Raw genomic sequence first — 22146 nt, forward strand, 5'->3', positions numbered from 1 at the left:
ATGGGCCGAGCGAGAGAGAGCGCGCGACAGCGCCCTTCGAGGGCCCGGGCGTGGCGCCGGCGTGCGTGAGCGCGCTCGGTGCCTCGGTTCACGAGAGATTCACGAGAGGTCCCGGGCGCGTGGCGCGGGGGATCGTGGGTTGCGGGTCACGGGGATCCGTGGCGCGCCACGAGCCGCTTGCCCTCGGCCCGCAGGTTCGACACCGCCTCGCCCACCCGCCGGGCCAGGGGCAACCCCCGGGGCACCACGACGCCTGCCGGCCCGCCCACGCGGCCGAACGACCACGAGAGCACCGAGCCCTCGGCGTCCCAGGGCGCGAGCCGCTCGCGGCCGTCCGACGGCATGGCGCCGACGATCTCGCGCCGCACCAGGTCGAGCACGACGATCCGGTCCGCCGAGGAGAGCAGCATCGTCTTGCCGTCGGGCGCGGCGGAGATGTCCTCCCACTCCGCCCCGCTCACGCCGTCGAGCACCCGATCCGCGAGGCCGGCGCGGCGGACCAGGACGACGCCCGTCGCGTCCGCGAAGGCCACGTCGCCCGGCAGCGGGCCGTCCGCGATCGCGGTCGCCCGCGGCGTCGCGTACCCGAGCACCCGCACCTCGCCGCGCCTCTCGTCGATGCGCGCCACCGCGCCCGAGCTGAACGCGAGCCACAGCCCCGGGCCGACGTCGCCGCGCGCGGGGCTCGGGCGCGCCTCGTAGACGTAGCCGTCGGTCACCGCGAGCGTGCGCGACGACAGGTCGCGGAGCGACGTCGCGACGAGGTTGCCGTCGAGCTCCTGCGTGAACAGCGTCCGGCAGGCGGCGTCGACGCCGAGCACGAGCGCGGGCGCCGTCGGCACCGCCTCCACGGTCCCCCCGGTCGCGGCGTCGAACAGCGTCCACACCCCCTCGTCCTTGCGGTACGACAGGACGCGGCCGTCGTCGCAGGCGCGCAGCAGGTGCCCCCGCTGCTCGGCCGTGCGGCGCCGCGACCCCTCGTCGTAGAGGCGCACCTCGCCGCCGATCTGGAAGGCCACCGCGGCCCCGTTCCGCAGCACCGCGGCGGCCGAGGCGCTCGCCTCGCGGAGCTCCGGCCTGCCCGCGGGGTCGAGCCCCTCGAACCGGAGGAAGCGCTCCGCGGCGGGCGGGCCCGGGCTGAACAGGACGAGGTCGCGCGTGAGCACGCGGCGGTCCGGCAGCCGCCACCCGCCGAGGAGGCGTTGCGGACCGACGTCGCGCTCGGCGAGGTCGGCCGCCTCGCTGCGCGCGCGCAGCGGCTGCGGCGCGCGCTGGCCGGGCGGCGCCTCGCACGGTGAGCCCTCGGGCGGCGGGTCGCCCGGGGCGCGCCCGCCCTTCCGGAGGTAGTGCCAGGCGCTGCCGCCGCTGCCGCAGACGCCCAGATCGAGCCCGCCCGCGTCCCAGCGCGCCGACGCGGGCGCCGGGTCCGTGTCGAGCTCGAGGAGCGGCGCGCCGGGCCGATCGAAGGCGTAGATCGACGTCCTGCTCTGCTGCACGAGCGCGATCGCGGGGGCCCGCGGGCTGAAGCGCCCGAGCACGGCGGGCGCGGCCAGGGTGATCTCGGCGCCCGCGCCGCCGTCCGGCCCCCAGAGCAGCGCCCTGCGCCCGAGCACCGCCGCCACGCGCGCGCCGTCCGGCGAGATGCCGAGCACGTTGCCGCGGAACGGGTGCCGGTCGACCGCGCCGGCGCCGCCGCCGCGCCGCATGTCCCAGCGCGCAATCCCGTCGTCGGTCGAGCAGGCGAGGACGGGCGCCGCCTCGGCCGCGTGCACGGCGCTGCTGCACTGCACCGGCGCGACGGCGGCCAGCGCCACGGTGCCGCCCTCCCGCAGCCGGAAGACGCGGACCTCGCCCGTGACCGAGCGCGTCGCCATCGCCGTGTCGAACGCGAACGGCACGCGCTCCATGTGCGGGGCGTCGTGCGGCCGCAGCGCGAGCACGCGCGGCGACCTGGCGAGCTCGATGCTCTCCGGGTCGACGTCGAGCGCGACGTCGTCGATGACGTCCGGATCGGGCGGGCGCAGGTCGGCGACGAGCAGGGTGCCGCCGGGGCCGCCGGCGACGACCCAGCGGTCGTCCCACGGCAGCGCCGGCCCCACCACGCTGTCGACCGTCAGGAAGTGCGCGCGCGGCAGGCCCATGGCCGCGGTCGCGAGGTCGAGCGGCAGCGCCGCGTCGTCCGCGCGCCGCCCGAGGGCCGCGGCGATCCACGCGGCGCGGTGGTACGGGTCCTCGGTGCGGCGCGCCTTGCCGATGAGCTCGGCGAGGTCGGCGCGCTCCTCGGCCGCGCGGCGCGCCGCCTCGGCGCTCGCCTGGCGCGCCGACACCCACCGCTCGCCCACGAACGCCGAGGCGACCGCGAGCCCGAGCGCCGCGACCGCGCCGATCTTCTTGGCGCGCTGGACGCGGGCGCGCCGGAGGCTCTCGCGCACGAGGGCCTGCTCGCGCCGCGGCAGCTGCGAGGCGAAGTCGGCGCCCGCGCTCACCGGGTCGAGCAGGTCGCGGCGCAGCAGGAAGTCGGGGTTCTCGCCGGAGCGATCCCACACGTCGGCGGCCTCGCGGAGCCGCTCGAGCAGGATGAGCCGCTCCACGTGCCGCGCGCGGGTGGACGCGAGGTGCGGCCAGCCCGCGACGAGCGCCTCGTGGGCGAGCTCCACGGCCCTGTCGCGGCGGACGAGGAGGCGCGCGCGCTCCAGGGCGCCGAGGATCCGATCGACCTCGGCGGGCGGGGCGGCGACGACCTCGACGAGCTCCGCCTCGACCCAGCGGACGCGCGAGCCGTCCACGGCGCCGAGGCGGAGCAGCGCCTCGTCGGCGATCGCGCGGTCCTCCGGGGTGAGGGCCGCGATGGCGGCGTCGGCGTGCCGCGCGAGGGCGCCGCGCACGCCGCCGAGCGCCTGCCACGCCTCGCCGCGCAGGGCGCCGCGCGCGCCGCGCTCGTCGCGCGCGGTCGCCCACCAGTCGGCGAGGGCGAGCGCCACGAACGACAGCGCGGCGCCGCCGCCCCGGAGCTCGCGCTGCACCTCGGCCTCGACCTGGGCGAGGCCGCGCACCTCGGCGCCGGCGAGCTTCGCGGGGCCGGCGACGAGGTCCTTCACGGCGGCGGCGCCGGGCAGCCCCACGTAGCGCAGCGCCGCGCGCAGGCCCTCGCCGGCCGGCGTGGCGAGGAGCGCCGCGGCGCGATCGTCGGCCTCGTCGAGCACGCCGACGAGCCGGAGCCCGCGCCGCGCGTCGCCGGTCGCGAGCGCGCTCACGAGGGCGGCGAGCCGCCCGTCGCCGAGGGGCGCGATCGGGTCGATGACGAGCGCGACCCCGACGGCCGACGCCATGCAGAACCTGGTGAGCTCGGCGAGGTCTGCGGCCTCGAGCTCGGGCGAGACGGCGGCGAGCGCGCGGGCGAGGGCGCCGTCCGGGTCGCCGTCGGGGGTGAGGCGCGCCTCGATCCAGTCGTCCTTGTGGTCGGCGTGGCGGCGCGCGAGGTGGGGCACGAGGCCGGCCGAGGCGAGCGAGGTCTTGCCGGAGCCGCGCGGCCCCTGGAGGACGAGGCACGGCTCGAACTCGAGCTCGCGCCCGAGGCGCGCGATGTCGTCGTCGCGCCCGAACAGGAGGCCTTCGTCGGTGGCCGACAGGGGGGCGAGCCCCCTGTACGGCCGGTCCGGGACGCCGTGGGGTCGCTCCCAGACCTCGTCGATCAGCTGCTTCAGCCGCCCCGGCGCGACGCGCCTGTGCGCGGGATCGACGGAGAGCAGGCGCTTCAACAGCGCGAGGAGGCCGCGCGGCAGCCGCGCGGGGTCGCCCGCGAGGTCGCGCATGGCGCCGCGCAGGGTCGCGCTGCGGAGCTCGGTCCACCAGGCGGAGACGCTCGACGGGTCGGAGCAGTCGGCCGGCTCGTCGGGGACGTCGTGCGGGAGGCGTCCTGTCGCGAGCTGCGCGATGCACACGGCGAGCGCGTACGCGTCGGTGGCGGCGGTGGGCTCGGCCATCTCGAGCACCTCGGGGGCCATGAAGCCCGGCGTGCCGATGACGTTGCGCGCGACGGCGGGGCTGTCCGCGCCGGCGAAGGCGCGGCGGGTGGAGGCGTAGACGTCGCGCTCGGCGAGGAAGGCGGCGGTGCCGAGCTCGCCGCCGCCGGCGCCGCTGTCGCCGTCGCGGCCGCCGCCGCTGCCGTCGCGGCCGCTGCCGCCGCCGATGCTGACGGCCGGGGGCGCGCCGGGGGCGCGCGAGAGGGGGCCGCCGGGCGGGGTGCCTGCGCGCCGCGAGATGCCGAAGTCGAGGACCTTGAGGGTGCCGTCCTGGGTGAGGAACAGGTTGGCGGGCTTGAGGTCGAGGTGGACGACGCCGCGCGCGTGGATGACGTCGAGCGCGCCGGCGATGTCGCGGGCCCAGGCGACGACGCGGCGCCAGGGGATGCGCCCGCGGTAGCGGATCACGTCGGCGAGGTTCCTGCCCTCGAGGAGCTCCATCGAGACGAACGGGGTCCTCGCGGCGCCGTGGAGGATGCCGGCGGCGTAGATCGTGACGAGCGAGGGGTGCCGGAACGAGGCGAGGAGCTTGGCCTCGTCGGCCCAGTCCGCGGCCTCGGCGAAGTCCGAGACGAGGAGCTTGAGGGCGACCTCGCGGAACGGAGCGCCGTCGGGCAGGAGCTCCTCGGCGCGCCACACGTCGCCGAAGCCGCCGCGGCCGAGCCGGACGCGGAGCCGGTAGCGGCGGTCGAGCGCGTCGCCGGGCGCGTGCCCGAGGCCGCCCGGGGGAAGCGGCACGGCGCCCGGGTCGCGGGAGGAGCTGCCCTCGTCGACGAGCGTGCGGTCCATCGCAGGACGACGGTATCACCGGCGCGGGGAGAGGTGGACGGTCTCGCCGCGCAGCGCGCTGCCCGACGGCTCCACGCGCGCCCGTGGCGGCTCGCCTGTCTGCGCGTGGACATCTCCAGCCCGGCACGCGACACTATCGCGCATGGGCGTGGCGGCACCGCGACGGAAGCTCTCGCCAGGGGAGTATCTCGAGCTCGAGCGCGCATCGGAGGTGAGGCACGAGTACGCCGGCGGCGAGCTCTTCGCGATGTCCGGCGGCACGTTCGAGCACAGCGCCATCGCCGCGAACATCGGCCGGCTGCTCGGCAACGCGCTGGGCGAGCGCGGGTGCATGGCGCTGAACTCCGACATGCGCATCAAGATCCCCTCCGCGGATCGCTACGTCTACCCGGACGGCTCGGTCGTCTGCGGCCGCCCCGAGTTCGAGGATGAGCGGCGCGACACGCTCCTGAACCCGGTCCTCGTGCTCGAGGTGCTCTCCGATTCGAGCGAGGCGTACGATCGCGGCGACAAGTTCGCGCACTACCAGACCGTGGCGTCGATCCGAGAGGTCGTCCTGGCGTCGCAGAAGGCGCCTCGCATCGAGGTCTTCGCGCGCCAGGACGACGGGAGCTGGGTGCTGCGGGTCTATGGCCCAGGCGATCGCGCCGTGCTGTCGTCGGCGGGGTGCGACATCGTCGTGGACGAGGTGTATCGAGGCGTGCTCGGGGCCGCCAGCACGGCAGAGCGCCTCCCAGGGGGTAGAACGACCCCGTGACCTCGGATCGTTCAGACCGTCGTTCACCGGCCGGCGCGCGGCCGGCGGGCGATCGCGCTGCGGCCGGGCGCCCGCGCCCTCCTGCGGCGCGGGAGCTCACGGTCTTCGCCGTCGGCGCGGTCGTGGTCCACCCCCTGCCATCGAGCGGCGCGGTCTCGATCGGCCGCGCCGCCGAGAACGACATCGATGGACGCCCGAAGGGTTCCTCCTCCTCGTCGTGGTCGCCAGGGTGGAAGAGCGAGTGTTCGCCGAGCCGTTCGATGCGGTAGAGCGCTCCGTGCACGCGCTCGTCGAAGGCGAGGAGGATGAGAACCACGAGGCCGAAGGCGCGGAGGAAGGTGGTTGACCCCCCGGCGTCGCCCCGGATGTAGCTGGAACGTGGTTCACCACGTCCGGTGAAGTCGGCCGAGCTTCCGGGATAGCCCTCGACCACTCCGGCCAGGCGAGCGCCTCACCCCGGGGAGCGTCGTCGCGTCCGCCGCTTCCCCTTGGCCTGCGCGAGCTCCGCCCGAAGCGCCTTCAACTCGGCCTCCAGCTTCGTGTTCGCTTCGCGCGCCTTGGCCTCCGCCTCGTGCGCCTTGGCCGCTGCTTCGCGATCCTTGGCCGCTGCTTCGCGCGCCTTGGCCGCTGCTTCGCGCGCCTTGGCCTCGGCCTCATCCGGTGTCGGCAGCAGGTCGCGGCCCTCGCGGTCGCGCGAGAGCCGGAGCATCGGGCCGACCGACGGGTCCTCCACGACGGTCCACCAGAGGCCCAGCGTCTCGCACGCGTGGAGCTCCGGGTCGTCCGGCGCCCGCTCCACGAGATCGCCGTCGAGCGCGTCCCAGATGCGGATCGGTCGCTCTCGATCGTCGGGGTGGAAGCGCACGACCTCGCGGATGCCCGCGGCACGGTAGCGCTCCAGCTTCGCCTCCCAGTCGGGCTCGCCCTCGTCCGAGTCGCTCACGATCTCGACCCCGAGGTCGGGCGCCCCGTGCATCCAGGTCTTCCACGTGCGGAAGGTCCGGTGAGGAACGCCCAGACGGACGAAGGCGTCGGGGGCAAGGCGCTTCTTCGAGGTCCTCGGGTCCCAGTAGACGAACTGGTCGGAGCCGAGCGTCGCCGTGTGCGCGAGCTCTCGCTTGAGGATCAGGTACAGCGCGGTGCGGAGCTCCAGGTGGCGATTCGTCTCGGGCACCTCTTCGGCCTCGGGGAAGTACACCGGCTCGGGCGAGCGGCTGTAGACGTGGGCTCGCATCCGCGGGCGAGACGCAGCGGGCGGGCGGACAGTGGACTCGAATGCCGACATGGCTGGCGCCGAGGATACCACGACCGCCGCCGCGCAGCATCGAGAGGCCGAGGCAACGGCCATGGCCTGAGACTTGATTCCTCCGTGCTCGTTGTCGCTCGCCCCGGGATCCCGGCTGTGGGCACCTGGAAGGTGTTCGGCCTTGGTCGAGGTGGTCGGCACCGGGGCGCAGTACGCGACCTTCGATGTACGCAACACCTACACGAGCCGCTCCAAATTTCGTTCTCTTGCGCTCACAGGGCCCAACGCAGGCGTCGGCACGCTCGGAGCCAGCGATGAGGCGGCAGGCTGCGGACCGATCTTGAAGCTCTGCCGCACGATCCCGAGGCCTCGTCGCAGCAGCCAGGCGTGACGTGGAGGAGCGCGCCGGTGGCTGCGCCGTCGATGAGCACACCGGCGAGGGTGCTGCCGCTGCAGCGGACGCCCTTGCCCGCCGCCGTCGGCGACTCGGTCCACGCGTGCCCGCTGGCTACCGCTCGTTCGGATCCGTGAGCCACGCAGCCAGGGCTTCGGCGGAGAAGCTGAGCACCGCCTCGCCCACCTTCTCCTCCCCGAGCCGATCCAGCAGCGACGCGAGCGCTGCGTGCTCCGCCCCGGCGAGCGGCCGTCCGAGGCGCATCGCGCACAGCCGAGCCGTCATGCGGAGCTGCCCGCGCTCGATCCCGCGCTCGATCCCGCGCTCGATCCCGCGCTCGATCCCGCGCTCGATCCCGCGCTCGATCCCGCGCTCGATCCCGCGCTCCTCCGCCTGCTTCAGCGTTTGCTCGTATAACTCCCGGGTTTCCATGATGAAATCCCTCTCCTCGGCCGGCAGCCCCGGAAGGAGCTCCACCGGCACCTCGAAGCTTAACCGGACCAGCCACGGCAGCGCCACCCGCCGCTCCCACGCGTCCCCCGGCAGCTCGGCGAGGTCCCGGAGCGCCATCCGGCGCACCCGCGCCGAGCCGAGCAGCCGCAAGAGCACCGTGCCGCGCACGCGAGGCAGCTCGGCGATCACCACGACCTGCACCCGCCACTCGGCCGCGGGGGCGTACAGGCCCTCTGGGCCGGCGGCGTCCAGCGCGAACCCGAAGCCGCGCAGCACGCTCTCCGGCCGATCGAAGCGGAAGTGCATACCCTCCGCAGCGGATACCACAGAAAGGCAATCAGGCTCGCATTCCCATTGTCGACGCGAGATTGCCATCGTTCCTGGCGCGCGTTCTTGCGTTCTTGCTGCTCGCGCTCTTCTTCGTGATAGCGGGCTGCGGGGCGGACGAAGGCGAGCTGCGCCATAGGTCCTCCGGCGTTTGCAGCCGCAGTCTACCTGATACCGCGCGCAGCTGCCCCTCCGGCCGGACGCGCTGCGCTCGAGCGCGATCCGGGCCGCCGTCGCGGTCGACGGCGGCCCGCCTCACGTCGCGCGCGGCGCCCGGAGGCGCCGCGCGCGCCTGGAGCCGCGCGTCAGCCGGTCACGAGCCGCTCACAGGCTCATGCAGAGCGTGAGCTGACCCGGACCCTCATTCAGCGCGTCGGAGCAGCCGGCGCCCCCGAGCATCGGGCCCATCTGGAACGGGCCCGGCCCGTTGCAATCAGGGGAGTCCATGCCCCAGTCCTGGAGCTCGGTCGACTGCTCGCTGTGCACGATGCAGCAGTTGCCCGACGGCTGGTGCTTGTACGTCTTGCCCACGAACGCGGGCGCGATGCTGCTCAGCGCGCCCTGCGGAGCCAGCGTGTAGCCGGCGTCGCACGCGCCGCCCGAGCCGTCCAGGTAATAGCAGTGCCCGTCGAGCTCGACCTCGGTCGCCGGATCGCACAGGCCGCCGGTGCAGGGCGCGCAGGGGCCGCCGCAATCGACGCCCGTCTCGCCCTGGTTCTGGATGCCGTCGTCGCACGTGGGGGCGGTGCTGCCCTCGCCAGAGCACACGACGGAGATCGTCTGGCTCGGCGCGAAGCATGTGTCGCCGCCCACGCCGCCCCAGTTCTCGTTGCCGATGCACGGCCGCGCGGTGTACCCGCTGGTGCACGCGCACTGCGCGCCGTCCGCGGTGATCTCGACCACCTCGGAGGAGGGGCCGCAGCCCGCCCCGACGACCCAGGTCCGGCCGTCGCACTCGATCGGCTCCGTCGGCGTCCCGCTGTGGAGCGCCTGGCAGAGCGTGTTCGCGGCCGCGCCCGTGCAGGTCACCCCGGCGGGGTCCTGGCTGCCCCGGATCGTGACGGCCGAGTACTCGCCCGTGAGCGACGCGCGGAACGCGTCCCAGGCGCCGCACTGCTCGCTCGATGGCTGGCCCTGCGTGAACTCCTTCGAGAACTCGACCGTGGTGCCGGTGCAGGGCGCGCAGGGGCCGCCGCAGTCGACGCCCGTCTCGCCCTGGTTCTGGATGCCGTCGTCGCACGTGGGGGCGGTGCCGCCCTCGCCCCCGCACACGACGGAGATCGTCTGGCTCGGCGCGAAGCAGGTCTCGCCGGCCACGCCGCCCCAGTTCTCGTTGCCGATGCACGGCCGCGCTGTGTACCCGCTGGTGCACGCGCACTCCGCGCCATCCGCGGTGATCTCGACCACCTCGGAGGTGGGGCCGCAGCCCGCCCCGACGACCCAGGTCCGGCCGTCGCACTCGATCGGCCCCGTCGGCGTCCCATCGTGGAGCGCCTGACAGAGCAGATTCGCCGCCGCGCCCATGCAGGTCACCCCGCCGGGGTCCTGGCTGCCCCGGATCGTGACGAACGAGTACTCGCCCGTGAGCGACGCCCGGAACGCATCCCAGGCGCCGCACTGCTCGGAGGACGGCTGGCCCTGCGTGAACTCCTCCGAGAACTCGACCGTGGTGCCGGGGGTGCCGCAGTCCGCGGCCGAGACGTGGATGGGGAAGGTCAGCGAGGAGCTCCCGCCCAAGGCGTCCGTCGCCCTCACCCTCACGGTGACATCACCCGGGCCGTCCGGGGTGAACGTCGCGGCGTTGCCGTCGCCCGTGATCGAGCCGGCGCCGGCGGCCAGCTCCCATGCGTAGGAGATCGCGTCGCCGTCGGGGTCCTCCGCGAAGGCGGTGATCGTGGCGGTCTCGCACTGGGTGATGAACTTGCTCGGCGCGATATCGAGGTCCTGGAACGCCGGCGGGTCGTTCAGCGCGACGACCGTGTCGAGCCCGCCGTTGCTCGCCCCGAGGCACTGGGACACGAGGAAGAGCTCGGTCGTGGCCTCGGAGATGACCGTCGCGATGCCCTCGGTGGGCCCGCACTCCAGGGAGGGTCCGGCGCCTCCCATCGGCGTCGCGCAGACGCGGTAATCGCCGGGCGGCACCACGAACAGGCCGTCGGCGCCGGCGTGGGTCCCCGCGCCCGGGGGGAGCGCCCCGCCGGGGAGCGCTTCTTCTTCGAGGGGGCTCGTGGTCTCCGCGATGGCCGTGTCGCTGCACGGGCTGCTCGCGTTGACGACCTTGTAGTGGACGCCGGTGACGTCGTGTCGCGCGCCGCCGACGGTGAGCGCCGCCTGGATGGACCCGTTGGACTCCGACTCTCTTGCTGTGGACCCCCCCTTGTCCGCGTCGCACGCGGAAGCTCCCAGTGCCAGCGCAATGACCATCGCTCCACACGCGCTTGCGCGTGCATCAAACCGTTGTGCCATGACCTCTCCTTGTCCAAGAATGATCCACTTAAGACGAGCACCGCGGTCCCCACCGGGCTGCGGGCGGCTCGGGGCGGCTTCGTCGTTGCCGAACGCCCAGCACACCCGCAAGCACCGTGTGTGCCACGAAACGTCCTGGAGATGTTCGGGCCGATCCGCGGCTCGGCGGAGGGGCGCGGCGCATTCTTGCGTCAGGATTTTGCCGGATCCCGCAAAAGGCTGCGCGGGAGGGGGGCGGCGTGGTGACGAGCGATCCCCGGAGTTGATCCATTGCCGGCGTCGTGCCGTGCGCACGCGCAGGTGGTGGTCGGTTTGACACAGGGAGGCGGGAAGGCGGAAAGAAAAGATCAGCAGCGCGTTCGGGTGCCCCGGTGTCCTGGGACGCCTGCGACCTCAGCGCGTTCGGGTGCCCCGGTGTCCCGGGACGCCCGCCACCTCAGCGCGTTCGGGTGCCCCGGTGTCCCGGGACGCCCGCGACCTCAGCGCGTTCGGGTGCCCCGGTGTCCTGGGACGCCTGCCACCTCAGCGCGTTCGGGTGCCCCGGTGTCCCGGGACGCCTGCCACCTCAGCGCGTTCGGGTGCCCCGGTGTCCCAGGACGACCGCGACCTCAATGCGTTCAGGTCGCCCTGAAACATAACGCTTCAACATCGCTCAGTTTTCATGAGGCGACGTGAGTTATATCACAATACGCTCTGCGTTCAGGCCGGGTCCGCCGCGGGCTCTTCCGCCGCGTCCACGGGTGCCGGCGGCGCTGGGGGAGGCGCTGCCGGCACCTCCGGGAGCACCTCGTCCTCACCACCGCCGCCGCCGGCCGCCACCGGCCGCGATTCCCACGTGGCGAGCGGTTCGAGCAAGGCCGCGCTCAGCGCCTCGCTCCCCGGCTCGTCCGGTTCCGCATACGCAGCGACGCGCGTCGCATAGTCGCGGAGCGCGGCGAGCAACGCCAAGAAGGCGCCGCGCACGTCCGCGGCAGGCGCGCCTTCCGGCTTCGGCGCGGTGATGTGCAGGGCGCGGCCATAGGCGTCGTGCGCCTCCTGGATGTTCGCGAGGAACGCCTCGCCGCCGAGCTTCTTGAAGGTCTTCTCGTGCCGGGCCGCGGCGATGGCGTCGAGGCGGTCCTTCGACTCCTTCCACTCGATCCGGTAGGGCAGCTTGATGAAACAGAGGCCGTCCTTGAAGACGAGGCTGTGAAGGCTCATCGCCTCTTCACGGTGCGGGTTTCGCTCGGGCGGCAGCCTGCACCAGCCCGAGAGCCAGTCGTATGCCGCGCTCCAGGCGTTGTCGATTGCACGATCGGCCTTCGGCTTGCTCGACGCGCTCGCCGCGGCGCCCTGCGGGCGCGTCGCCGCCTCCAGCGCGTCGCGGGCGGCGGCGAGGCGCCCCTTCGAGCGAGCGATGGGCACCGGAAGCTCCTTCAGCCGGAGCTCCTTCTGCCTGGCCTCCGCGGTCGTGAGGAGCTGGGTCGCGAGGACGACCGCCTCGGCGACGCTCAGGCGCGGGAGCGCGATCAGGTCCTGTGACGTGAAAGAACGAGCCATGTCGGGGTTCCTTTCCCTCGATTGCAGCGTTGATCGCTGGACAGCCAAGAGTAGGCACGCGGGCACCGCCAGCGCAAGCCGACCGCAAGTCGGCATCGTGCTCGTACGAAATGCGCCATCTCTTCGCATCTCGCGCATCTCGCGCATCTCGCGCATCTCTTCGCAGCTCGCGCAGCAGCGTCATCGATTTTTTCGACCAGGACCATGGCAACCCCGTCCTGCGGTTCGCCGACGAGGACGGCGACGCGCGCTGGGTGCCCGCGGAGCTGCTCGCCCAGCAGATCCAGGCGAGCCTGCGCAGCTTCCTCCGGCTCATCGTCCTCGAGGCGTGCACGCCACAGACGTGCGACGCGGGAGGGCGCTGGCAGGACCAGACTGCGTGTGAAACGGAGTGCAAGGCTGGTTCGTGTTCCGGACCGAGCTGCAATGGTTTGCCCTCGACGTGCGGCCCGCGCTGGAACGAGAGCTGCTGCCTGAGCCCTGTCGTCCTGGGAGGCACGTACAACCGAAAAAACGAGGAGGATTATCCTACGACGGTGAGTAATTTCCGACTGGACCGACTCGAGATCACGGTGGCACGGTTTCGCAAATTCGTTGAGGCGTACCCCGCGAGCAGGCCTGCGGCGGGAGCGGGAGCGCATCCAAGAATACCAGGAAGCGGATGGCCATCAGAGTGGGACGCGCAGCTGCCTGCAGACAGAGAGACGCTGGAATCGCTTTTCGACCACGAATACTCCACGTGGAGGGATCAAGACCGCCTACCGATGAATTACCTGTCGTGGCACCATGCATTTGCATTCTGCGCGTGGGATGGCGGGAGGCTACCGACGGAGGCGGAGTGGAATTACGCGTCGGCAGGAGGATTCGAGCAGAGAGAGTACCCGTGGTCGACGCCCCCGAGCTCGACGCTGTTCGATCGACATCACGCAGTCTACAACTGTAGCTCGAGAGGCATCGACTGGATGTGCGGCAAATGGGACATCCAGCCTGTAGGCCAAAAGTCGCCGCTGGGAGATGGAAAGTGGGGGCAAGCGGATCTGGCAGGAAGTATGTGGGAGTGGAATCTGGACACGTTTTCCGATCGATTCGCAGACGCCTCCTGCGATGACTGCGCCAACATCGACCCCGGCTTGGACCGGGTGCTGCGCGGTGGGAGCTGGAATACGAACGGGTCCCCCTGCTCTCCTCCGCACGCTTCAACGCCCCTCCGACGTATCGTAGCGTCGATCGCGGCCAGAACGTGGGCGCCCGGTGCGCGAGGACGCCGTGACCGACGGGACGTGATTCCGCGCGCTCCGATCTGACCCTGAAGGCGGGAAGAAGGCACGACCCACCTCCCGCCTTCCCACCCTCAAGAGAGCTCCCTCCGGGCGGATGCGCCCCCCCACCCGCCCCTCAGTCACTCACCCCGAGCCCCCTCACCCCCCCGCCGCGTCCAGCATCGCCCTCAGCAGCGGCGCCATCCTCCGCGCATCGCACGGCGCCCTCACCGCCTTTCCCGCCACGACCGCGCTCATATTGCACGCGCCCGGCCGCGGCAGGTGATCCATCCAGTACAGGTCGAACCGGTCGTCCGGCGCGAGCCGCTTCACCATCGGATCCAGCGGCAACATCAGCCCTTCGCGGAAGCGGGCCAGATAGACCACGTTCGACAGCCGAACCGGCGAGTTCAGCCCGATCCGCCGCCGCGTCCCCGACGCGAACGGGCCTGTGTGATCGATGAACTCCACCGTCTGGAGATCGCCGTAGAGATCCGGCTCCGTCTTCTCGACCGTCACAAGGGTCCACGCGCAGAGCGGCCGCTGCGCCCGGAGCAGCGCGCGGGTCATCTGCTCGAAATCGGGCAGATCCGCGGCCGCCCTCGCCTCGGTGTAGTGACCGTGCGCGAACTGGTTGCGCTCGGCCTGCATCAGGTTCGAGAGCGTCTCGAACGTCTGGTTGTGCGACAGCTTGACGTCGAGCACCTCCCTCGCCATCGAGCCGATCGGATCGTCGCGATCCCCGAACGCCCGCGCGGCCGTGCGCGCCAGCTCGCGCCATGCGCCGAGCGCCAGGCCGTCGCGCGTGCGCGTGCGGCCGTAGAAGTCGAGCAGCGCGCCCCACCCCGGGGGAACGCCGCCCGCGCCGCCCGGGCTGCTCGGGCTGCTCGGGCTGCTCGGCCTGCCGCCGCTCGCCGGGGCCACCGACCCGCGCCCGCCGCCCGATCCGGCCCCATCGCCCGCTCCGCTCGCGCTCGCGCTCGCGCTCCCCCCGCCGCCGCGCCCCGACCCGGGCGGCGCGCTTCCTCCGCTGAAGAACGCCGAGACGAGCACCGTCGCGATGAACCGCCACGTGCCCTCGAGCACGTCGAACAGCATCTTCACCCGCTCGATCGCGCTCGACGCCCCGATCGCCGCCCGCACCCGCCCGGCGATCGGATAAGGCAGGCCGCCGCTCAGGGCCGAGAGCACCCCGTGCGGATCGTCGCACTCGCGCGAGATCTCCGCCGCCCGCGCCCCCGCGTCGGCGCCGTGCAGGAGCTCCCACGACAGGGTCCGCGCGTGCTCGACCCTGCCGTCCAGGATCGGCGGCCGACCGTGCCAGTCGCACTGCACCGCGCTCGCCATCACCGCCGGATCCGCCTTCCGGGGTACGCACGCGGCGACCACGCCGGGCGCGAGCGGCGCGATCAGCGCGCCGGTGCCCGCGTGGCTCGCGACGACCGCCGCGAGCTCCTGCGCGAGCGCGCCGATGACATGCGGCCCGACGCCGAAAAGCGCGCTCTGCTCCTCGATGCCGAACAGGACCGTCGCCCGGCGCCCGCTCCGCGACGCCTCGATCACCTCGCCCGGCGCGGCAAAGCGCGCGCTCGCCGCGGCGTCGCGGAGCTCCGTCACGGGGGTGGACGCCCCCGGGGCGCACCGGTCGCGCTCCGCCGCGAGCGAGGCGATGGCGTGCAAGCCGAGCTCGACCTCGCGGCCGGCGACGTCCGCCTCCCCGGCCACCGTGAAGTAGCCGCACGCGAACGCCCCGAGCCCCTCCGCCTCGACGGCCTCCAGGGCGCGACCCGCCGCCGCGGCCGCCTCCGCCGCGCCGCCCCGCACGAGCACCACCGCCGTGCCGTCCGCGTCGCCGACCGGCAGGTCCGGCCAGAGCCGGTGCACCGCGACCAGGGCGGCCGCCGCGGCCGCCGCGCGCGAGGGCGCGCCCGCCTCGATCGGCCGCAGCAGGACGAGCGCGCCCTGGCCCTTCCGCGCGAGCAGCGACGCGCACTCCTGCTCCAGGCCGCCGCGCGCGAGCAGGCCCGTCGCCGGGTCGACCGCCCCGGCGGGGACCGACAGCGCGGCGTAGCGGCGGTCGAAGAACGTCGCGCGCATGCCGCCGACGCAGACGAACGTGCCGTGAACGAGCGGCGACTCCTGCCCGCGCGCGAGGTGCCGCGCGCCGACCTGCACGGGCACGCTGCACTCCTCGCGGCGGCGCAGCCACCAGCGCACGCCGTCGTGGCGCAGCGTGGCCGCGAGCCGCGACGCGACGTCGGCGTAGACGAGATCGTTGCGCTCGTCGCCGACGCGCTCGGCGCGGCCGAGCCGCAGCACGCCGACCGGCTCGAGCCGGAGCTCGTGGAGGTACCCGTCGCGCCCCTCGATCCGCAGCCGATCCGGGGCGGCCACCTCGCCGCGCCACAGCGAGAACCCGGGCGACTGCGTGAGCCAGAGCGTGGCGCCGCTCGCAGCGACCGAGCGCAGCTCCGCCCCGGGCGCGCCCTCGGAGCCGCTCGCCTCGACGGGCGCAGGCGGGATGCTCTCGCCCGCCGGGAAGTCTCCTCCGCTGTCTCGTGCGCCCGTCACGCGTGCCTGTCCATGATGATCCCGCGGGCCGCGCCGTCCGAGCGCCCTGCCGGCCCCTCGGGCGATTACCGCACCGCGCCCAGGCAAATTCAACGCAAATGCGCCGCTCGGCATTCCGCGAGCGCCGCCCGGCGACATCCGCCCCTCCCCGCGCTCTCGCCCGCGCCGTCCCGCCCGTCGCCCGCCGCCGCAGCGCGCGGCTGGCCACGCCGCCGCTGACCTCCTGACGCGGCGTAGCGTCGGCAGCACGCTGGCCGCGCCAGCCCCCCGGCCCAGGGGGCACACGATATCGAGAACGTCTCCTGCGGCCATCAGCGACGCCGATGCGTCGCACACGCTCTGTCGACTCGCGCTCATGCGTATTGTATCGCGAACGATGGATAATGACGGAGATGACGTCGAGGTGTAGGCGGAAGCCTGTTGCGTCCTGACACCCGCATCCTTTACCCTATCCGAGTCTTGCTCGGACAGCTCCACGACGGAAAGTACCGGGTCATCCGCTTGCTCGGGCAAGGGGGAATGGGCGCGGTCTATGAGGCCGAGCACGTCGAGACCGGTGAGCGGGTCGCGCTCAAGTGCATGGATGGCGCCCTCCTGGTCCCGGGCAAGAGCAGCGCGGAGCGCTTCCACCGCGAGGCGATGGCCATGGGCGCGATCGACACCGAGCACATCGTCCGGGTGCTCGATTCAGGGACGGATCCGGAGACCAAGGCGCCCTATCTGATCATGGAGCTCCTGGAAGGAGAGGACCTCCAGCATCTGCTCGACAGGGTCGGGAGCCTCGAGCCCGACACCGCCCTCGGGATCGCGGCGCAGGTCTGTCTCGGCCTCCAGAAGGCCCACGAAGCGCGCATCGTGCACCGGGATATCAAGCCAGCCAACCTCTTCCTCGCCCGTCGCCGGGAGGGCGGGATCGTCGTCAAGATCCTCGACTTCGGGATCGCCAAGATCCAGCGGGAGCCACATCAGGGCGGCCTGACCACGGGCCTCACCCGCACCGGAGGGATCCTCGGCTCGCCGCTCTACATGTCCCCCGAGCAGGCCCGGGGGCACAGCGACATCGATCACCGTACCGACCTCTGGTCGCTCGGCATGGTGCTCTACCGTGCCCTCACGGGAAAGCTCCCGTACGAGGATATCGGCGGCTTCGGCGACCTGATCATCGCTGTCTGCTCGCAGCCGCCGCCCTCGCTCCGGGCGCTCGCGCCCTGGGTCCGCAGGGACGTGGCGGCCGTGGTGCACGGCGCGCTCCGGCTCGACGCTGGCGAGCGATTCGCCACCGCGGCGGCGATGCTCGACGCGATCCGATCGCTGCTGCCCGACGGCTTTACCCTCCGGGACGAGCTCCTGGTCCCCGTCAGCGCGGCGAGCCGCGCCGCGACGGCGGCCGCGCTTCCGACGGTGCACACCGCAGGCGGGGGGAACCGGCCCCTCGCGAGCCCCGTCACGCAAGGGGAGATCGGCCACGAGGACACGACGGTCGACGCGGAATCACCCCTCTTCGGCTCCAGCGCGACCGTGCCCATCGAGCCCTGGAGCCTGGTGACCAAAGACTCGGACTATATCCTGGCGAGCTGGCGCCAGATCTTCTGCGTCATCTGGCGCCAGGAGACGACCTACGAAGGGGTTCGCCGCTTGCACGACGGGTGCAGAAGGTTCGCAAAGCAACATCCGCGCGGCATCGGGCTGCTCACCATCGTCGAGAGCGGGGCGTCGTCCCCGCCGGCACCTGTGCGCGAGGCGCTCTCGTTCTTCCTCGCGGACGCGAGCGCGTATATCAGGTGCTCGGCCGTCGTCGTCGAAGGAGCAGGCTTCCGGGCGGCGGCGGTGCGCAGCGTCGTGACAGGGCTCTCTCTCGTTGCCCGCCAGCGATACCCGCACAGGGTGTGCGACCTGAGGAAAGCCGGGCTGATGTTCGCCGACATCTTGCCCGCGGCGACAGGCCTCGACGTGAGCGTCGACGCGTTCGGAGCGTCGCTCGGAAGGCTGCGCGAAGCCGTCGACCGCCGGTGAGCCGGCGATGCTGGCCTCGAGCGCGCGTGTCGCGAAGAATGGGAAGCTGCTGTAGCCAGCGATGCCGGACGTGGGCTACGTGAGAGCTCAGCCCGCAAGGAGCCAGGGAAGTGTTTCGCGTCCCAACAGAAAACCGGGAGAGGATCGATGGCAGATAGACGAAGACCTCACGAAGTCACCTCGGAGCGCCGCAACGCCGCGCGCTTCCTGCTCGAGCTGCCGAAGCCGAAGCTCGGGCGCTTGCCACGATTTGCGCTCATCGCCGCGGTGATGGCGCTGACAGCTGGTGCATCGGAGCGCCCCGCGCTGGCCGCAGATCAGGCGCCTGAGGGACGATGGGTCTCCTCATGGCACGGCAGCCCGACCCCGGGCGGCACGTTCAACTCGCAGGATTGTCCCTCGGATGTCGGCCTCACCGGCCAGACGGTCCGGAACATCGTCCGCCTGAGCGCCGGCGGGAGCTCGGTGCGCGTGCGGATCTCCAACGCCGGCGGCAGCGAGCCGCTCAAGGTGGGCGCAGCGTCGGTCGCCGCCTCGGCGGGCGGCGCAGCCACGGTCGCCGGGACGTCGAAGCCGCTGCGCTTCGCAGGTCAAGCCTCGATCGTCATCGCCGCGGGCGGCGAAGCGGTGAGCGACCCCGTCGCCCTGAACGTGCAGCCCCTCCAGACGCTGGCGGTGAACATCCATCTCCCGGCCAAGACCGGGCCGGCCACGCAGCACTACTTCGCTGCGCAAGACAACTTCCTCGCCGCGGGCAATCAGACGGGGCCTGGCGCCGACAAGCAGTTCACGCGGAAGATCTCGTGCTGGATGTTCGCGTCGGGCGTCGACGTCAAGGCCGCGCCGAACGTCGTCGGCACCCTGATCACGCTCGGCGACTCGATCACCGATGGATATCTCTCGACCAAGAACAATAACCAGCGCTACCCCGATTTCCTCGCGCAGCGCCTGGCCAGCCGGAAGGGTCAGACCCTCTCCGTGGTCAACGCCGGGATCATCGGGAACGAGCTGCTCACCGTCCGCCCCCAGCTCCAGTTCGGGTACCCTGTCCCGGCCCGCCTCGCGCGCGACGTGCTGACCCAGCCGGGCGCGCGGGCCGTCATCCTGCTGGCGGGCATCAACGACATCGGCGACCGCTCCGCCAAGGCCGCGGATCTGATCCCGGTGATCCAGCAGATCATCCAGTCTGCCCGCGCCGCCGGGCTCAAGATCTATGGCGGCACCCTGGTGCCATTCGTCGGCTCGACCGGGACCTACAAGGGCGACTATGGGACTGCCAAGGGCGAAAAGGAGCGGCAAGCGCTGAACACCTGGATCCGCACCAGCGGCGCCTTCGACGGCGTGATCGACTTCGACAAGGCGCTGCGAGACCCGTCGGATCCGAGCCGCCTGCTCCCGGCCTACGACGCGGACAAGCTGCACCCGAACGACGCCGGCTACCAGGCGATGGCGAACGCGGTGAACCTGGACGCGATCATCGCCGACGTCGTCAAGGCGACCTCGCCGTAACCTCTTCAGTCCCGACGCCACAGGCGCGCTGCGGCGTCGAAGGCCGGTGAGTCGCCGCCCACGGGAGGAGGCGGCCCGCCGGCCTTCGACTCAGAGGACGCGGCCCGCCGGCCTTCGGCTCAAGCCCTCTTCGCGGCCGTGACCGGGTCCACGTACGGCGCGACGGCGAGCTGCTCCCAGGTGTCGTGGAGACCGTCGAGGTACATCACCGGCACGCCGGAGAGATCCGTGTCGTCGAGGCAGTTCAGGTTCACGGAGCAATACTCCCCGCCGAGCTCCGGGAGGTTGCCGTGGCCGAAGACGCGGATCCCGCAGGTCTTGCAGAAGCGGGCGTGGCCGGCCTCGGACCGCGAGTGGTCGCCGAGGACGTCCTCGCCGGCGACGAGACGGAAGGCGCTCGGCTTCACGATGACGCCCCACCACCGGGTCTTCGTGCAGATGGTGCAGTTGCACTGCGTCGTCCCGGCGCTCGGGTCGAAGTCGGCCTCGAAGCGAACGGCGCGGCAGGCGCAGCTTCCCCGGTGGGTCCGGGGGCCGGGGGTCGTCGTGGTTTGCGCGGAAGCGGCGTTGCTCATGGGCGGTAACTCCAGGGATGGGGGGGGCGGGACGCCTCCAGGCGCCTCGCCCGCGGGTTGAGAGGAGGCTACACTCGATTGCGGACAGATTCGGTCCGCAAGGTTCACCGAGGAGGAGCGGCACGTGATCCAGACCTCCGCGCGGCTACTGAAGCTGCTGTCGCTGCTCCAGTCCCGGCGCTTCTGGACGGGCGGGGAGCTCGCCCGCGAGCTCGAGATCACCGAGCGCAGCGTCCGGCGCGACGTGGACCGGCTCCGGAGCCTCGGGTACCCGGTGCACGCGGCCCCCGGGATCGGCGGCGGCTACCAGCTCGGCGCCGGCAAGGAGCTGCCGCCGCTGCCGCTCGAGGACGACGAGGCGGTCGCCGTCGCCGTGGGGCTGCGCGCCGCCGCGACCGGCCCCGTGAAGGGGCTGGAGGAGGCGTCGGTCCGCGCGCTCACGAAGCTCGAGCAGGTGCTCCCCAAGCGGCTCCGGCGCAAGGTGAGCGCGCTGGACGCCGTGAGCGTGCGGCTGGGCGAGGGCGGGCCCGGCTTCGACGCGGACTCGCTGGCCGTGATGGCGAACGCCTGCCGCGATTCCGAGGTCCTGCGCTTCGAGTACAGCAGCCACGACGGCACGGCGAGCGCGCGCGTCGTCGAGCCCTACCGGCTCGTGCACACGAGCCGCCGCTGGTACCTGCTGGCGTACGATCTCGATCGGGAAGCGTGGCGGACGTTCCGCGTCGATCGCATCCAGGGCAGGCCGAGGACCGGCGGTCGCTTCAAGCCGCGCCCGCTGCCCGCGGAGGACGTGGCCGCCTACGTGTCGCAGTCGGTCTCGACGGACGCGTACCCGTTCCGCGCGCGCGTGACGGTGCACGCCGCCGCGGACACCGTCTCGGCGCAGCTGTCCGGCGTGGCAGGGCGCATCGAGGCGCTGGGGCCGGACCGCTGCGTGGTCCACACCGGCGGCGGGAGCCTCGAGGCGCTCGCGTTCCACCTCGGGTTCATGGGGTTCGACTTCGAGGTGCACGAGCCGGAGGAGCTCATCGAGGTCCTGCGCCGCGTGGCCGAGCGTCTCGGCCGGGCGGCGGGGCGTTCGTGCTAGCGTTCTGGCATGACGGTCGAAGTCACAAAACCGCGGCCGGAGCGCGAAGAGACGGACGAGAGCCTGCGCACCGAGCGGGATGCGACCGACCGAGCGCTGGCCGAGAGGCGGGCGATCATCGAAGCGAAGTCCGACGCGGCGGTCGTCCTCGCCCGGGAGCATTCCGACGCGGTGCTGAGCGCCGCTCGCGAGGAGGCGGACCAGCGATCGCAGGAGTCCGACCGCGCCGATCAGGCGAGCGGGGCCGTCGCCGAAGAACGATCGATGGAAGACGTCATCGTCCGAGGCGAGCGGGCCGTTGCGGATGACAACCTTCGCCGCGAGCGCGCCGAGCATGGCCGTGTCCTTTCCAGGCTGTTGCCGCTGGAGAGAGAGAAGACCGACAGGCACCTCTTGACCGAGCGCGCCCGCTCCGACGACGCCATCTCGCACCGGGACGACTTCCTGGGCATCGTCAGCCACGACCTGAGAAACCTGCTCAGCGGGATCGTCTTGAGCGCGGAGCTGCTCTCCAAGGATACCTCCGCTCAGGACAAGGAGAGCGAGCCCGCCGTGGCAGCGAAGCGAATCCGACGCTACGCCGCCCGGATGAACACGCTCATCAACGACCTGGTGGACGTCGCGAGCATCGAATCCGGCCAGCTCGCCACCACCGCGGATCGAGGCGATGCGTTCACGCTGCTCGTCGATACGGTGGAGATGTTCCGGCCCGCGGCGTCGGAGAGGGGAATCACCATCGAGCTCATGATCGCCGAGCGCTCCCTGCCGGCAGACTTCGACCCGGAGCGGATGTTCCAGGTGCTCTCCAATCTGGTCATGAACTCGATCAAGTTCACCGCGCCGGGCGGGAGGATCTGCGTTCGCGGCGAGCGCGCAGGAGGCGAGCTCCTCGTCTCGGTGAGCGACACCGGCCCTGGCATACCCAGCGACATGCTGGAGCTCGTCTTCGAGCGGTTCTGGCAAGTCGGCAAGAGGGATCGGAGAGGCCTGGGCCTCGGCCTGTACATCTGCAAGAGCATCGTCGAGGCGCACGGCGGCAGGATCTGGGTCGAGAGCAGGGTGGGCGAGGGCAGCACGTTCTATTTCACGATTCCAGGTGCGCTCGGCGCGTCCGACGGACGCGTGGCGGCGGTCTGAGC

Annotated in this window: 15 protein-coding genes; 8 read left to right on the top strand and 7 right to left on the bottom strand. The window is 72.5% G+C overall.

Features of this window, described 5'->3' with window-relative positions; all coding sequences use genetic code 11:
- Positions 1-146 precede the first annotated feature (146 nt).
- Complete coding sequence (locus WMF36_RS27890; protein WP_437573802.1) at positions 147-4811, bottom strand: nSTAND1 domain-containing NTPase; 4665 nt, start codon at positions 4809-4811, stop codon at positions 147-149.
- A 142-nt stretch (positions 4812-4953) separates the two neighbouring features.
- Here WMF36_RS27890 and WMF36_RS27895 point away from each other — a divergent pair, with 142 nt between their 5' ends.
- Positions 4954-5568 (top strand): Uma2 family endonuclease, encoded by a 615-nt coding sequence (locus tag WMF36_RS27895; protein ID WP_437573803.1) that lies wholly within the window; start codon positions 4954-4956, stop codon positions 5566-5568.
- A gap of 217 nt (positions 5569-5785) precedes the next feature.
- On the top strand, positions 5786-5914 hold the full coding sequence (locus tag WMF36_RS27900; RefSeq protein WP_437573804.1) for a hypothetical protein: 129 nt from the start codon (positions 5786-5788) through the stop codon (positions 5912-5914).
- A gap of 105 nt (positions 5915-6019) precedes the next feature.
- Here the strand turns inward: WMF36_RS27900 and WMF36_RS27905 are convergent, their stop codons facing one another.
- Complete coding sequence (locus tag WMF36_RS27905; protein ID WP_437573805.1) at positions 6020-6802, bottom strand: Uma2 family endonuclease; 783 nt, start codon at positions 6800-6802, stop codon at positions 6020-6022.
- Positions 6803-6995: 193 nt separating this feature from the next.
- On the opposite strand from WMF36_RS27905, the gene WMF36_RS27910 reads away from it, so the two are divergent.
- A complete protein-coding gene (locus WMF36_RS27910) occupies positions 6996-7205 on the top strand; it encodes a hypothetical protein (protein ID WP_437573806.1) in 210 nt (69 codons plus the stop codon).
- Positions 7206-7322: 117 nt separating this feature from the next.
- Here WMF36_RS27910 and WMF36_RS27915 read toward each other — a convergent pair whose 3' ends face one another.
- The 3 genes from WMF36_RS27915 to WMF36_RS27925 form a co-directional block, all read right to left on the bottom strand.
- Positions 7323-7967 (bottom strand): hypothetical protein, encoded by a 645-nt coding sequence (locus WMF36_RS27915; protein ID WP_437573807.1) that lies wholly within the window; start codon positions 7965-7967, stop codon positions 7323-7325.
- A gap of 345 nt (positions 7968-8312) precedes the next feature.
- A complete protein-coding gene (locus tag WMF36_RS27920) occupies positions 8313-10412 on the bottom strand; it encodes a PKD domain-containing protein (RefSeq protein WP_437573808.1) in 2100 nt (699 codons plus the stop codon).
- Between the two features lie 741 nt (positions 10413-11153).
- Positions 11154-11993 carry a hypothetical protein gene (locus tag WMF36_RS27925; protein WP_437573809.1) on the bottom strand — a complete coding sequence of 280 codons (840 nt, stop codon included), beginning with the start codon at positions 11991-11993 and terminating at the stop codon, positions 11154-11156.
- Between the two features lie 110 nt (positions 11994-12103).
- Between WMF36_RS27925 and WMF36_RS27930 the strand changes: the two genes are divergently transcribed.
- Positions 12104-13297, top strand: a complete 1194-nt coding sequence (locus WMF36_RS27930) for a formylglycine-generating enzyme family protein (protein ID WP_437573810.1) — start codon at positions 12104-12106, stop codon at positions 13295-13297.
- Between the two features lie 114 nt (positions 13298-13411).
- Here the strand turns inward: WMF36_RS27930 and WMF36_RS27935 are convergent, their stop codons facing one another.
- The gene (locus WMF36_RS27935) at positions 13412-15823 is read right to left on the bottom strand and encodes a hypothetical protein (RefSeq protein ID WP_437573811.1); all 2412 of its coding nucleotides are present in this window, start codon (positions 15821-15823) and stop codon (positions 13412-13414) included.
- A 459-nt stretch (positions 15824-16282) separates the two neighbouring features.
- Between WMF36_RS27935 and WMF36_RS27940 the strand changes: the two genes are divergently transcribed.
- Both WMF36_RS27940 and WMF36_RS27945 read left to right on the top strand, forming a co-directional pair.
- The gene (locus tag WMF36_RS27940; RefSeq protein ID WP_437573812.1) at positions 16283-17836 is read left to right on the top strand and encodes a serine/threonine protein kinase; all 1554 of its coding nucleotides are present in this window, start codon (positions 16283-16285) and stop codon (positions 17834-17836) included.
- Between the two features lie 147 nt (positions 17837-17983).
- Positions 17984-19345, top strand: a complete 1362-nt coding sequence (locus tag WMF36_RS27945) for an SGNH/GDSL hydrolase family protein (protein ID WP_437573813.1) — start codon at positions 17984-17986, stop codon at positions 19343-19345.
- 119 nt (positions 19346-19464) lie between these two features.
- On the opposite strand, the gene WMF36_RS27950 is transcribed toward WMF36_RS27945, so the two are convergent.
- On the bottom strand, positions 19465-19920 hold the full coding sequence (locus WMF36_RS27950) for a GFA family protein (protein WP_437573814.1): 456 nt from the start codon (positions 19918-19920) through the stop codon (positions 19465-19467).
- A 124-nt stretch (positions 19921-20044) separates the two neighbouring features.
- On the opposite strand from WMF36_RS27950, the gene WMF36_RS27955 reads away from it, so the two are divergent.
- Both WMF36_RS27955 and WMF36_RS27960 read left to right on the top strand, forming a co-directional pair.
- Positions 20045-21007 (top strand): helix-turn-helix transcriptional regulator, encoded by a 963-nt coding sequence (locus WMF36_RS27955; protein ID WP_437573815.1) that lies wholly within the window; start codon positions 20045-20047, stop codon positions 21005-21007.
- 9 nt (positions 21008-21016) lie between these two features.
- Positions 21017-22144 (top strand): sensor histidine kinase, encoded by a 1128-nt coding sequence (locus tag WMF36_RS27960; protein ID WP_437573816.1) that lies wholly within the window; start codon positions 21017-21019, stop codon positions 22142-22144.
- The last annotated feature ends 2 nt before the right edge of the window (positions 22145-22146 follow it).

The sequence above is a fragment of the Sorangium sp. So ce887 genome, assembly GCF_051521455.1.
Lineage (GTDB): Bacteria > Myxococcota_A > Polyangia > Polyangiales > Polyangiaceae > Sorangium.

Excerpts from the sequence above, each read along its gene's own strand:
- WMF36_RS27925 (WP_437573809.1), bottom strand. The coding sequence starts at position 11,993 with ATGGCTCGTTCTTTCACGTCACAGGACCTGATCGCGCTCCCGCGCCTG.
- WMF36_RS27945 (WP_437573813.1), top strand. The coding sequence starts at position 17,984 with ATGGCAGATAGACGAAGACCTCACGAAGTCACCTCGGAGCGCCGCAAC.
- WMF36_RS27915 (WP_437573807.1), bottom strand. The coding sequence starts at position 7,967 with ATGCACTTCCGCTTCGATCGGCCGGAGAGCGTGCTGCGCGGCTTCGGG.
- WMF36_RS27920 (WP_437573808.1), bottom strand. The coding sequence starts at position 10,412 with ATGGTCATTGCGCTGGCACTGGGAGCTTCCGCGTGCGACGCGGACAAG.
- WMF36_RS27950 (WP_437573814.1), bottom strand. The coding sequence starts at position 19,920 with ATGAGCAACGCCGCTTCCGCGCAAACCACGACGACCCCCGGCCCCCGG.
- WMF36_RS27930 (WP_437573810.1), top strand. The coding sequence starts at position 12,104 with ATGCGCCATCTCTTCGCATCTCGCGCATCTCGCGCATCTCGCGCATCT.
- WMF36_RS27895 (WP_437573803.1), top strand. The coding sequence starts at position 4,954 with ATGGGCGTGGCGGCACCGCGACGGAAGCTCTCGCCAGGGGAGTATCTC.
- WMF36_RS27960 (WP_437573816.1), top strand. The coding sequence starts at position 21,017 with ATGACGGTCGAAGTCACAAAACCGCGGCCGGAGCGCGAAGAGACGGAC.
- WMF36_RS27905 (WP_437573805.1), bottom strand. The coding sequence starts at position 6,802 with ATGCGAGCCCACGTCTACAGCCGCTCGCCCGAGCCGGTGTACTTCCCC.
- WMF36_RS27890 (WP_437573802.1), bottom strand. The coding sequence starts at position 4,811 with ATGGACCGCACGCTCGTCGACGAGGGCAGCTCCTCCCGCGACCCGGGC.